The 13,271-nt window shown below is 47.8% G+C and carries 13 protein-coding genes; all 13 read left to right on the top strand.

Annotated elements, in window-relative coordinates; genetic code table 11:
* Window positions 1-4 precede the first annotated feature (4 nt).
* The 13 genes from LY387_RS11165 to LY387_RS11225 all read left to right on the top strand — a co-directional run bounded on the left by LY387_RS11165 (window position 5) and on the right by LY387_RS11225 (window position 13,271).
* A complete protein-coding gene (locus LY387_RS11165; protein ID WP_234494155.1) occupies window positions 5-976 on the top strand; it encodes an ABC transporter substrate-binding protein in 972 nt (323 codons plus the stop codon).
* The gene (locus LY387_RS11170; RefSeq protein WP_234494156.1) at window positions 961-1,962 is read left to right on the top strand and encodes a FecCD family ABC transporter permease; all 1,002 of its coding nucleotides are present in this window, start codon (window positions 961-963) and stop codon (window positions 1,960-1,962) included. The genes LY387_RS11165 and LY387_RS11170 overlap by 16 nt, the downstream gene beginning before the upstream one ends.
* A 2-nt stretch (window positions 1,963-1,964) precedes the next feature.
* Window positions 1,965-2,939 (top strand): FecCD family ABC transporter permease, encoded by a 975-nt coding sequence (locus LY387_RS11175; RefSeq protein ID WP_234494157.1) that lies wholly within the window; start codon window positions 1,965-1,967, stop codon window positions 2,937-2,939.
* Complete coding sequence (locus LY387_RS11180) at window positions 2,939-3,766, top strand: ABC transporter ATP-binding protein (protein WP_234494158.1); 828 nt, start codon at window positions 2,939-2,941, stop codon at window positions 3,764-3,766. Before LY387_RS11175 ends, LY387_RS11180 begins: the two co-directional genes overlap by 1 nt.
* The gene (locus LY387_RS11185; RefSeq protein ID WP_234494159.1) at window positions 3,766-4,680 is read left to right on the top strand and encodes a (2Fe-2S)-binding protein; all 915 of its coding nucleotides are present in this window, start codon (window positions 3,766-3,768) and stop codon (window positions 4,678-4,680) included. Before LY387_RS11180 ends, LY387_RS11185 begins: the two co-directional genes overlap by 1 nt.
* Before the next feature lie 80 nt (window positions 4,681-4,760).
* On the top strand, window positions 4,761-5,609 hold the full coding sequence (locus LY387_RS11190) for a phosphate/phosphite/phosphonate ABC transporter substrate-binding protein (protein ID WP_234494160.1): 849 nt from the start codon (window positions 4,761-4,763) through the stop codon (window positions 5,607-5,609).
* Between the two features lie 19 nt (window positions 5,610-5,628).
* Complete coding sequence (locus LY387_RS11195; RefSeq protein ID WP_234494161.1) at window positions 5,629-6,654, top strand: hypothetical protein; 1,026 nt, start codon at window positions 5,629-5,631, stop codon at window positions 6,652-6,654.
* A 104-nt stretch (window positions 6,655-6,758) separates the two neighbouring features.
* Window positions 6,759-7,760 carry a 5'/3'-nucleotidase SurE gene (locus LY387_RS11200; RefSeq protein WP_234494162.1) on the top strand — a complete coding sequence of 334 codons (1,002 nt, stop codon included), beginning with the start codon at window positions 6,759-6,761 and terminating at the stop codon, window positions 7,758-7,760.
* 9 nt (window positions 7,761-7,769) lie between these two features.
* The gene (locus LY387_RS11205; protein WP_234494163.1) at window positions 7,770-8,405 is read left to right on the top strand and encodes a membrane lipoprotein lipid attachment site-containing protein; all 636 of its coding nucleotides are present in this window, start codon (window positions 7,770-7,772) and stop codon (window positions 8,403-8,405) included.
* Window positions 8,406-8,617: 212 nt separating this feature from the next.
* Window positions 8,618-9,925: an MATE family efflux transporter gene (locus LY387_RS11210; RefSeq protein WP_234494164.1), complete on the top strand. Its 1,308-nt coding sequence runs from the start codon at window positions 8,618-8,620 to the stop codon at window positions 9,923-9,925.
* A 200-nt stretch (window positions 9,926-10,125) separates the two neighbouring features.
* Entirely contained in the window at window positions 10,126-10,881 is a 756-nt protein-coding gene (locus LY387_RS11215; protein WP_234494165.1) for an ATP-binding cassette domain-containing protein, read from the top strand.
* Entirely contained in the window at window positions 10,878-11,753 is an 876-nt protein-coding gene (locus LY387_RS11220; protein ID WP_419153447.1) for an ABC transporter ATP-binding protein, read from the top strand. Before LY387_RS11215 ends, LY387_RS11220 begins: the two co-directional genes overlap by 4 nt.
* A gap of 12 nt (window positions 11,754-11,765) precedes the next feature.
* Complete coding sequence (locus tag LY387_RS11225) at window positions 11,766-13,271, top strand: ABC transporter substrate-binding protein (RefSeq protein ID WP_234494166.1); 1,506 nt, start codon at window positions 11,766-11,768, stop codon at window positions 13,269-13,271.

A 13,271-nucleotide genomic window follows, 5' to 3' on the forward strand; every position in this document is an offset into this window, starting at 1 on the left:
CTGAATGTTTTTTAGCCAACTTTTTCAAATTGCTACTCTTCTTGTCGCAGCACTCTCAATTTCCAGCTTTGCCAGCACTGAACTCATCGATGATGGGGGCAGGCGCATTGTATCGTCGGGAGAAAATGTTTCGTCGGAGCAAAAAGCTCCTAGAGTCGCCAGTATTTCTACGTTTGGTGCGGAGTTATCGTTAGCGCTCGGTATCCAGCCAGTCGCTGTCTCAGCTTACCCAACCACGTTTCCAACCTATCTGCGTTCGTTAGAATCGATTCCGTCTCTGGGCTCGCGTGCCCGCACTAGCTTTGAAGCGCTATATAACTCGAAACCTACCATTGTGATTGGGCTCGAGCGCATGATTTCACCTTACTATCAACGTTATGCGGAAATCGCTCCGACATACGGCTTCGACCTGATAACCCTCGAAGATAGTCTGCGAGCCGTCGAGGTGGGTTCGGCAGCATTAGGTCAGCATGAACAAGGCAAACGCATCAACCAGTGCTTTTTGAGAACGCTCGATAACATGAAACGGCAGATCATCGAGAGTAAGGGAGACAAGCCATTAACTGGTATGTTCCTTACCAGCGCAGGTGTGACGCCTAGAGCTTACTACTCTGATTTTATGACGGTATCTTTGATGGAAGGTCTAAACATCCAAGCTGCAAATGGTGCCTCACCTTATTCAGCAAAAACACCGTTTTCTGGGCAAGTGGGTCTTGAATGGTTAATGAAACTCGACCCTGACGTGATCTTTATGTACGACAGCGCTGATCCCCAGTTCACCCAATCTAAGGTGTGGAAAAACCTAAGTGCTGTTAAAAATCAACGTGTCTACCGCGTGGATATGACGTGGCGTGAAGCCGAGGGACCTTATTCAAGGCTATGGGTCGCCATGGACATTGCACATAAAACCTACCCTGAGCTATTTCCCGCACCGACGCTCGTAAAGGTTGAGGAGGCACTATGCCTAGCACATTAACCTCAGGTTCAACGCAGGTTCAAGAAAGCGCAACGGCAGCGTATTGGAAACTACTCGTATCGGTTGTAGGATTTTTCCTCATTACGCTCTGGTCATTGACCGACGGCATTTATCAGTATTCAATTTCTGATCTCTGGACGTTTCTCACCACCGCGAGTACATCAAGTGAATACCTAGTGTTTTGGGAGCTCAGACTACCACGCACACTCATTGCCATTATTGGCGGAGCGTCTTTGGCTATCGCGGGTCATCTAATGCAAGACATTGTAAAGAACCCGCTAGCATCCCCCAACCTGACGGGAGTTATGTCGGGCGCCTCGCTGGCAGTCCTAATTGCAATGATGTACGCCCTACCATTACCTATGATCGCATGGGGGGTTATCGGTGGTTTCATTGGTGGCATCACGACCCTGTCCATCAGTTGGAAGCAAGGGGTCACACCGACTCGTCTAGCATTAGCAGGCATCTCGGTGAGCGCTTTCTGTCAGGCCGCAGTAACTTATATCTTGCTTTCTGATCGTGTTGATAGTGAGTCTTTATTTTTCTGGTTAACCGGCAGCAACGCGGGCGCGAACTGGAACGTGCTTTGGCCTCTCGTGATGGCATTTTTGCCTATTTCAATCTTGCTTCTTATTTGTCAGCGTCAGCTAGGGTATCTACTTCTAGACGATACGGTAGCACGCAGTGTCGGTGTCGCTATCAACCACTATCGATTGGCGTTTGGATTATTGGCGGTGATACTCACGGCCGCTTCTGTTGGCGCATTTGGTCCGGTTGGATTTGTCGGGCTCGTCGCGCCACACATTGCTCGAATGCTAAGAGGGAACATTGTTATTTCTGCCGTCATCGGCGCTAGCCTGCTCACCGTTGCTGACTACTTCTCTAGAACGTTATTGTCTCCGCTCGAAATCCCAATCGGAGTACTCACCGCAGCAATGGGGGCTCCGTGGTTTCTGTATCTAATCATCAACCGAGCAAGGGTGTGACTATGACAAGCCATACGAAAAAATCAGGAATTCTTGCTCTAAGTTTACTCGCTCTGATTATTACCCTGATGATTGTGATGATCCCAAAGGCTCACTGGCAAGCAGGTCACGCCTTCTGGAGTCACGGAACCTACCACCCTTTTTGGTCAATCACAGTACCAAGAGTTTTGCTCGCTTTGATGGCAGGTTTGATGCTTGCAGTATCCGGATACGTGCTGCAAACCACGCTTAAAAACCCACTTGCTGATAGCGGCATATTAGGTGTCAATGCAGGCGCTTCTTTCGGGGCAGTATGTGCGCTACTCTTACCTAGCTGGTTTGGTTGGAGTATCAGTACAGAAAGTGCGCTTGTGTCTTTCTCAATGTTGGGTGGGCTGTTGGCAACATTGCCAATACTCGTGATAAGCCAACTCGCTGGCACCTCGTTAACCCTCCTCACTGGCGTGGCGATGACGGCGATTATCGGTGCACTTAGCTCAGCGCTCATCTTTACTATCGGTCAAGGCAAAACCGATCTCGCACTACAGTGGATGGCAGGCGGATTGTACGGGCGTGGCTGGGAGCAAATCGGTAATTTATTGCCTTGGTTTATTGCTACGTTGATTTTCGTTGCTCTTGTCTTCGTGCCGCTAAAATGGGTTCGCTATGATGACAGTGTACTTCGTGGTATTGGCATCAAAGGTCCGACACTTCGCATGTTACTGCTCGTTGGTACCGCATTGATTACGGCGCCTGCGGTATCGGCCGTTGGACCTATCGGCTTCGTTGGCCTTGTTATCCCTCATATGGCAAGAATGCTCACTAGCAATGAACCATTACGCTCGCTACTTACCACTATGCTGCTCGGCAGCGTCTTTCTGGCAGGCTCTGATTGGCTTGCAAGAACCCTACTCTTTCCCACGGAGATCCCTGCAGGCGTAATTACCGCTTTGTGTGGCGTGCCTTTCTTCCTGTTTCTATTAAGGAGAAACTCATAATGTCAGAACTTCTCGCATCTACTCAGGTGAATAGCAACACTGCAACACTTGCGGGTAAAGGGTTGGTGTCAGGGTACCAAAATACTCTGATTCTCAATGGCGTCGATATTGAGCTAAAAGAAGGTAAAGTCACGTCATTTATCGGACCCAACGGCTGCGGTAAGAGTACACTCATGAAAACCCTGACAGGTGCCATAAAAGCGCGCTCTGGTGAGGTCAGCTTTTTAGGGAAACCGTTAAGCGATTGGAAGCTTAAACAGCTCGCCAAACACATCGCAATATTGCCGCAGCACCCTGCAGCACCCGAGGGAGTACTAGTCGAGCAACTCGTTGCTCTAGGGCGAGTTGCGCACAAAAAATGGTATCAAGGTAATAGCGAACGTGACAAACAAGTGGTGTCAGAATCTCTCGCATCGGTTGGACTCGCAGGATACGAGCAACGCGTCGTCAGCACGCTGTCTGGTGGTGAACGTCAGCGTGTATGGCTCGCAATGTGTTTAGCACAAGAGGCAAAGTGGTTATTACTTGATGAACCGACGAGCTATCTTGATCTTGGCCACCAACTAGAGCTTCTCGAGCTATTGCAAAGACTCAATAAGGAGCGCGGTCTCACTATCGTCTACGTACTCCATGAGTTGAGCCAAGCAGCGCAATTCTGTGATGAGCTCGTCCTGATGAAAAAAGGACAGATTCTCAAGCAAGGTTCACCGTTAGACGTACTGACCGAACACACACTCAAAACTGTGTTTAAAGTTGAAGGGTCGATGCAAGTTATCGACGATAAAGTGTTTTGCCTGCCAAAAGCATTTGTTAGAGAGGACAGTTAATGAGTTCAGTAACCCAATCGACTCCGATTGATGTCGAAAAAGCGATGTTAAGCTTTCAGCTCACTCTAAAACAAACCTATCCAATCTTGAAGGAAGCACCTGTAACACTACAAGGTATGCAGGGGCTACTCAATCAACACGAGCCTTTTTTCCGCCTCTCTATTGAAGACTCGCCTTCGGGAGTACCAGCAACGGCTTGGTTTGACCGTGATTTTTCCAGCGCAGTGACTGCATTTAGTGAGTTTATGCAGACCAAGAAGCCGTTCGCAGCGCCTATCTGGCAAAAAACGCTCAATGCCTGCCTGTTTACGTCTTTGATTGGCTTGAGACTGAGATTTAACTGCGTGCCAGATCTCTCATTTGAAGATCTACATATAGAAACCGGGGACGATCATCGTGTATCAAAATTGTCTATTCCCGCTGACACCAATGTATTCGTGCTTGCAACCCAATCAGATATTGCTAACTCCATTCCGGTGTCTAGCCATGACACATTAGATAGAAAGCTCGCAGAGGTCATTAAGCGCTTGGGTGAGGCGATGCAGCCGCACTTCAAATCTCAGAAAGTTGCAACGAAGTTATTTTGGGGAAATGCGCTTTATGCGTGTGGGCTAGCGTACTCAAAGCTCTTTAACCGTCCCATAGATACACAGGTCACCAACGCTGATTTGTTCATACAGAACCAATGGTTTCAATCGTTGAGTAATCAAGTACAAAACAAGGGCGGCGAGTTAAATGAAATCAAGAAAGTTGAGTTCAAAGGCTTTCAAAAGTGGTTTGTGCGTCGCGAGACTTGCTGCTTGAAGTATAAGATTGATGGCAAAGCAAAATGCACAACATGCAACCTTATCGAGCCAGTTGAACAGGTTGGTATGGTGCAAACGGCGCTAAAACACATCGTCCAACAAAACTAGACTGTATTACCACAGCCTGACTGTGTTCATTCAGACGTAACATTTCTCACATACTCTTCCTTGGTACTCAAGGAAGAACTATGCTCAGAAACACCCTTTTTCGAACTGCAGGATGGATAATCTCTGCAGTTTTTCTGCTAATTGCTGCCGTATTGATCATGCCAGCAGCGCTAATATCAAACAGCCCAATCAATCTCAACCAACTCAGTTGTCAGGTGGCAGACTCATCGGGAAGCAAGACATTTCGTATCTACACGCCATCAAATTGGAAAGCGCAAGAAATGGCGGCGCTGTTCTGCGACTCTGTTCTTGTCGGTAGTGATTACTCACGACTAGAGTTGTCTTGGAAGCCAAGAGAGCGCTTTACTTCTGATGACTTGCTCGCGCAGCATTTTGACCTGCTCTTCAGCCGTCCACGAGTGCTTAACGGCTTAGTTCCAGATTCTCAATCACTGTACGAACAAGCCTTGGTATTACCCGCCTACACTATCTACCTCTATGGGCACATCCCCATTCGTAGATTGTCTTCGGCCACCTTATATAAAAGAACAATTGGGCTGTTAGACGATAAACGCAGTCAGTCTGGATTCTTGATACCCGAGGTGGAGCTCAAAAAACATGGCGTAAAGTTAAGCAAGGACAATACCCGCTGGTTTCACCACCGAAATGACCTAGTCCGTGCTTTCATCGACAGAGATGTCGATTTTATCCCTGCCATTGGTATTGAACCTGAACTTGTAAGTTGGTCTAGCGAGCAACGCATAGCACTCAAAACTATTCCTTCGGCTGGTAGTTGGTACCTTTCTCACTCACTGTCTGATGCGCTCAAATGTAGCATCAGCCAGAGCCTTATCACCAAGCTACAAGAATCTCCTCTGATGGGAGAATTGCTACAGCAAACTAAGATGAGCACCGACGCCTGTTCATAGCGATGGGTGGAGACTACTTATGAATACCAAACTCTCTCTTTCAAACAAACCACTGGTCATTGCTATCTCGTTTGTTGTCTTCTTAGTGACACTTGTTGTGCTGCACTATGCAAACAACCTTGCGCTGCACATTGCGATCCACTCATCGCTAAAGCAACTACTCCCTAGCGCACTCAATGACGCGTTGGTAAACAGTTATGATGTCGAACCATTGCTTAAGCACAGCGAATCGCTCATTAAAAGCTGGCTTGAGTCTGCTAAAGTCATGTCTCTTTTTGATATCTCGACAATAAATAGTCTTGAAGTATTAGAGATATCTCTAACCTCAATGAGCTCAACGGATCACGCCGACCTGACATTTCAACTCGGCGATCAGCACTATGGTGTGAGTTGGCGTGTTGCCGCAGAGCGCTCCGCTCTCTTATTACTATTCATCGTTTCCAGTAGCGCTCTAATAGGTTTTGCTGCGTATTGTCTACTTCAGCACAAGACAAAGACATATCCCTCTCCTGTTAACCATGAGATTTATGACACTGAACCCGAAGCTCTAACTCGGCCACAGAATAGCACCCTCCCTGCAATAGAAGCGACGAACAAACCTCGAGGCCCAGTTGAACCGAATTCTACAATTGACCACAGGCTCACTATTCACTTACTAGATAGGACTATTACTATTGGGCAGCATAAGCTCACTATGTCCAAAACACCTTTCTTTTATTATTACTGGTACATCAAACGTAGTATCGACAACCTTCCACCCTACATTAACCCTCCCAGCACCAAACCTGACATAGATAATGGACGAGAACTTGCACAGATGATGCGCTGTTTTGGAGGGCACGCTAGAGCCATAAATGAACTTGAACAGCACGGACTAAAAGCCAAGACACTTGACCAGAATAGAAACAAAATCAAGGACGAAATGCTCGCTCATTTTGGAGAGCGAGCTGAGCCCTACCTATTCCTAAAGAGCCGAGACCCAAAAACTGGCCGATATCAACATCAACTAGCCAAGAATATTTTTACAATAAAAACAAAAGGTTAATTTTGGAGATATCTCTAATAGCTTAGAAAGCTCTGTTTAACATAACCGTCATCAATCCCTTCTAGCTTAAATATCAACTTTTCAAGCACACAAAGGGAAATACTATGAACACCAAGTTTGCTGCGTTGACATTGGCAATCGGTTTAGGGATCAGTGCTCAAGCAAACGCACTGAATATTGTTTTGACCAACGATGACAGTTGGTCGACGACCAATATTCAGACTCTTCATACGACACTTAAAGCAGCGGGACACGACGTGATCATGTCCGCGCCTTGTACAGGACAAAGTGGTAAAGGTGGCGCAATCCACTTTATGAAAGAGGTATCGGTTGACCGCACTCAACTCGACAAAGACCAAGTTTGTGTGGGTGATACTGACACATCCGTCGCTTTCGAAGACTACACTGAAGGCACACCGACAATGGCTGCATTGTACGGTATTGATGTTTATGCAATGGAGCGCTGGGGCATGCAGCCTGATCTCGTTATCTCTGGGCCTAATGAAGGTAACAACGTAGGTTACTCAACCAATATGTCGGGTACACTTGGCGCAACCAACGCCTCTATCGCACGCGGTATTCCTGCGATTGCCGTTAGCGCTTACGATGGCGAAGCTGACAAAGCCCAAGACGTCGCAAACATAGTCGTTGAACTTCTCGACCAACTTGTTGAAAAGACAGCGGACGGCGCTCCTCTACTACCTAAGTTCACTGGTTTGAACGTTAACATTCCTGAAGATCCTGCTAATCATCGCGGTTTTAAACACACTCAAGTCGGCTGGAACGCGGGTCACGACAACATGATCGTCAAATTCACCGACGATCTAGCCTCAAGCGACATGTTTATGGGTTACGTTGCTATTGAAATGATGAAGCATGACCCTAGCCTGACGATGGACGAAGCCATGGCGATAGCCCGAAGCATGTACAAAGACAAAGCGGGTATCAGCATGGACTCTGACTCGAACTACGCCGATCAATCAGAAAACAGCGAAGGCATTGCTGTTGGTCAAGGTTATGTCACCATCAGTGCGATTCAAGCTAACGTTCAAGGTTCAGTAGCCAAGTCAGAATGGGTTCGCTACAAGCTTAACGAACTGTTTTAAGGGGTTAGCATGAAAAAGCTATTACTACTGAGTGTTGCGACTGCGGTTTTAGCAGGCTGTAATGACAGCTCAGACACAAGTTCTGCCATGAGCCAAAGTGACTTTGTCTCTGCCTACCAAGGCCAATATGTTGGAAGCCAGTTGATTGAATCTGAACCCATGCATTTGGGATTGACTGTCAACGAAGGCGCATTTTACCTGACCGTGACGGACGCGAACGAATCATCAACAGTTTACACCGGCGACTACAGCGAGCAGTCAGGCAAGTTAAGCTTCAATCAAGGTGAGATCCAATGTCAGTTAAACGGTGTATACCACTGCGAAGCTGGATCAGATAGTGTCGAGTTACGAACTCACGCCCCAACTGACTGGATCGCCATTGAAGAACTAAGTGGTACATACCGTAATTCAGAAGAGGCGACGTTCACGATCGTGCAATCTGGTGAGCAGATCTATGTTGAGCTAGCGAACTGTATGCAAACCGGGGAGAAAATGGGGGCTAACGAGGTCAAATTTGAAGCTGGTTTTTGTTTTGACCAAGAGGTGTTAGCAATGATTGAGCCTCAAACGCTTGAAACCGATGGCGACACACTTAAAGTCACCTCATCCAACCCACTTTTGGGCGGCTACTGGTTTAAAGGTTAATTTTCGGCACTAACATACTGAGTACCATCGCAAATACCGCCTTAGGTCGATATCTACGGCGGTATTTTCTTTGCTGGCTTTCTAACCTTTCAATCAATATCCACAATTCTTTTGATGACACTGGTCACGGAACCGACTATCATCCACTAACGCAAATCATTCTCATTGTCATCGATAGACACTATCGCTGACCTCTCGCTACTTTTTCTACTATGACTATCTCTCACAAAGACTATTACAAGATTGCTCTACCCTTTATTATTTCAACCGTCACTCAGCCACTGCTTGGCGCGGTTGACACTGCCGTCATCGGTCAGTTGGGTGTTGCTGAGCTGATTGCTGGTGTTGCTGTCGGTACGGTGATTATGAATACCTTGTATTGGCTATTCGGATTCTTTCGTGTCAGTACGACGGGTCAAAGCGCTATGGCACTCGGAAGAGGTGATCAAAGTCTTCTGGCAAGCAGCCTGATGAGACCGTTTGTGCTCGCCGCCTCTGTTGGACTGGTGTTTATCGTCCTGCAATCTTTGCTCTGGCAGGGTGCCCTTTGGATCATTGAACCTGAAGCCGATGTGGCGCAGCAAGCTGAGATCTACTTTTCTATTCTTATCTTTGGTGCCCCGTTTGTCTTGCTCAACTACACGGTGATCGGTTGGTTAATGGGTCAAGCGAAAGCAAAAGAAACGCTCTATACACAAGTGTTTGGCAACGTTCTTAATATCGTGCTTGATGCTGTGTTTGTACTCTATTTTGACCTTGGTGTCGCTGGGGTTGCTTATGCGAGTTTGATCTCTCAAATAGTGATGTTCGCCATCGGTATCAGTTTGGTGCTCAGAACAGCGGGAGTATCGTTGTCATCGCTGATATCAGCTTCCAAGATGTCCAAAAACGATCTCGCGACCATCGTCTCATCAAACACAGATCTACTGCTACGCACAATTTGCTTGCTCACCTTCTTCAACATGATGGCACGAACGGGTGCTCAGCTTGGTACCGACACACTCGCCACTAACGCTATCCTGATGCAGATAACCTTTATCGTTAGCTACCTTTTTGATGGCGTGGCGAATGCATCCAGTGTCTTCGCAGGAAAGGCGGTCGGTGAGAAAAACCCCTCCATGCTCGAGCGCGTTTTGAAGCTCAACTTCCAATGGACGGCGGGATTAATTGTTCTGCTCACACTTGTCGTTGCTCTATTTCAGAATCAATGGGTTTACCTATTCACAAGCCTAGAGAGCATCGTTGACTTGTATCAGGAAATGACGCCATGGCTACTGGTGTTCCCTGTAGTGGCAGGTTTCGGCTTGACCGTGTACGGCATCTTTACGGGAACAGGAACGACAAGACCTGTTAGAGATTCAAGCATTGCGACACTCATTGTGTTTCTTGTCGTGCAGGCATTCAGCGTCGATATATGGGGAAATCATGGACTTTGGCTTGCCTTTACCCTGTTCTACTGTGGTCGTATTGGCTTCTTATACCCATTCATAGTTCAAGTAAAAAAGAAGTGTATTGAGTAGAAAAGTAATTCCCCTATCCATGCACTGAAAAAAATAGCTAAAACACTCTCATTCGAGCGCTCATTAAGAGCGCTTTTTATTGGTTGTTAAAGACCACTTTAAGGCCGCAACAGACAAAATTAGCTCTCGATCACACTTCTAAAAACACTTGCAAAGTGGTACGATTGTTACGTTATAACATAAGTCATCAGAGCCACTCCGTGAACGCCCCAATCCTTACAGTCAACCAGCTTTCAATCCAGTCAAAAGAACGCATCTTGTTCCAAGATATTCAGTTCGACGTCAATGCAGGAGAAATGCTTGCAGTAATGGGCCCTTCTGGTATTGGTAAGTCCATGTTGTCAAAGGCGATTGCAGGGTTTACTCCTGATTCAATGTCGGTTTCAGGCGATATCCTCTTAGCGGGCACCAACGTAAGTAATGTGTCTCTCATAGAACGAGCACCAGAGCAGCGCCCAGCGTTTATTTTTCAAGATGCTTTGCAGGCTCTGAATCCTCTCGTAACCGTTGAAGCTCAGTTGACGCTGGCATATACCGGTTGGCGCACCAAGCCCAAGGCAGATGACCGAAGCACTATCGTCGCATTACTCACGCGACTTGGGTTCTCTGACCCTTCAGCAATCCTCAAGCTTTATCCAAGCCAGCTCTCTGGCGGTCAAAGACAACGAATCTGCATCGCAATTGGGCTGCTAAGTAAAGCGTCTCTGTTAATTGCGGATGAACCAACGAGTGCGCTAGACCCGGTGACGGAACAAGAGATCCTAACGCTAATCAGAGAGAGTGTAAGAAACACCAACATGGCTGGCATTCTTATCACTCACGATCTCCATAGCGCATTAGAGTGCGACAAAATGGTGGTGATTGATGAAGGCAGAGTCATTGCCTACGGTGAGCCTCGCCATGCGCTCGAATGCAGCGAACATGATTTTTGCCAATCTTTAAGAGGATTGATCTGATGACAGCTATTTCCTCGGGACAGGCTGTTTCTTTAGAACAAGCCAAGCACGCAGATAACACTGCAGTATCAAGTGTAATGTTTGACGATGTCAGTGTGCACCACTACTCAATGCCCAAGTGGTTGGGCGGTACGCCTTTTAAAGCACTCGACAAAGTGACACTCAAGGTTGCCGAGCGCAGTCTAGCGATTGTCGGCCCTTCGGGTGCAGGCAAATCCACAATGATTGAACTCTTGTTTGGATTACGCGCGCCGCAAGAAGGTCGCATCAAGGTGTTGGGACACACTCTGCCTATCACTTCTAGCAAAGAGCGTCTTGCGCTATGTAAGAAAATCCAGCTGATCCCGCAGGAGCCACATACTAGCCTTAACCCTTATTACACTGTCGCTCAAGTGTTGATTGAACCACTGGAAAGCCTAGGTATTGAGGGCAACCACCAGCAAAAAGCCCAGAGAGCACTGGAAGAAGTTGGGCTTCGACCAGAGCTATTGGCCCTAACACCAAGTCAACTCTCTACAGGTCAAGCGCAGCGCGTCGCGATTGCCAGAGCGCTCATCGTTGAGCCTGAGTTACTGGTTGCCGATGAACCCACCAGCAGCCTTGACCCAGTTAACCGCCAGCGTCTTATTGATCTGCTGAACACACTCAAGCAACAAAGAGCGCTTAAACTCATTTTAGTCACGCACGACCTCGGCGCAGCCAGTGCATTGTGCGATGACATTGTGGTCTTAGACCAAGGGCAAGTCGTGGAGAATGAATGCGCTACTCGCATTATGAACTCCCCTACCCACCCAACAACCAAGGCGTTAATCCACGCCCAGTCGCTGACTTCGGCGGCCAATAAACATAACACCAACTCACAAACACAATAGAGAACCCTCACCATGCGTTTCCATTCCATTAAATTAGCCTGTGCGCTTGCTTTAGCTTTGCCATTAACAGGCTGTTTTGATTCTAAAGAAGAAGCTCAAAATACAGCCACTGACACAGCGGTAAAATCAGAGATTCGTGTTGCTATGATGCAGCCACCGCGCACGGGTCTATCGCCACTTTCAGACGATGCTTTCAAGCTTTCTCGTTGGAGCACGGCGGAAACGCTTATCAACCTAACGCCGAAGTCAGAGGCAGAGCCAATGCTCGCCACTGCATGGGAACAAGTTGACCCACTCACTTGGCACTTTACGATTCGTGAAGGCGTTAAATTCCACGACGGCTCAATGCTAGATGCTAATGCAGTGGTTAACTCACTTCAGAAAGCACTCGATGCCGCGCCAAAGCCGCGTATTCTTGATGGCATCGACCTTGAAGTCACTGCATTAGATGCAAGCCACGTTGAAATCAAAACGACCTTCAACGACCCATTGCTTCCAAGCAGACTATCAAGCCCTCAATTGGCGATTCTGGCTACCAGCGCATATCAAGACAACGGCCGCGTCATCCCAACCGGTGCAGGTACTGGTCCATTCGAACTAGTGGAAATCAATGGCACCACCGGCGCAAAACTAGAGCGCTTCGATGGCTACTGGGGTGAGAAAGCCAAGATTGAAACGGTGATCGCAGAATACGTACCAAACGGCTTCGCTCGCGCAGCAGCGCTTCGCACTGGTACAGCCGACGTAGTAGAAGCCGTGCCAGTATCCCAAATCGCGACACTGGATGAAAACCTACTCCACGAAGTCGCTATGCCGCGCACCAACACCCTTTACCTCAACAACAAGTCTGAAGTATTCAGTCAGCTTGAGCTTCGCAAAGTGGCGGCGGCCGCCGTTGATCGTGAGCAGATCATCCGTACCGTTTACGAAAACCATGCCGATATCGCAGAAGGCCTACTAGGTCCAGCTCTCGCTTGGGCTGCACCAATCCGTCCAGAGGCTGCACCTTTAGAAGAAGGTAAAAAAGCCAACGGTGAGAAAATCGTTATCGGTACCTTTACCGACCGTGCAGAGCTACCAGAAGTTGCAGCACTACTTAAGCAGCAACTAGAAGCAGCAGGCTTCCAAGTTGAGCTTGATATCCGTGAGTACGCGCAAATCGAGAACGATGCACTTTCTGGCAAGTTCGATGCGTTCATCCTGTCACGTGCGACAGTACTAGACTCGGGTGACCCAGTGGCTTACATGCAAAGTGACTTTGGCTGTGAAGGTTCTTTCAACCTCGGTCAGTTCTGCTCTGAAACCGTAGATGAAGCACTAACTCACGCAGACCTTCAGCCACTTGGTGAACCACGCCAAAAGGCTATCATTGCAGCTGAGCAAAAAATCCTTGCTGAGTTCGCTGCGATCCCGCTGCTTCACGAGCGTGTCGTTCAAGGTGAAAGTGAGCGTGTAACGGATGCAGTTCGTGACCCGAGTGAGCGCCGTCTGATCGACGCACAAACTAAGGTTAACTAA

The organism is Vibrio maritimus (genome assembly GCF_021441885.1).
Lineage (GTDB): Bacteria > Pseudomonadota > Gammaproteobacteria > Enterobacterales > Vibrionaceae > Vibrio > Vibrio maritimus_B.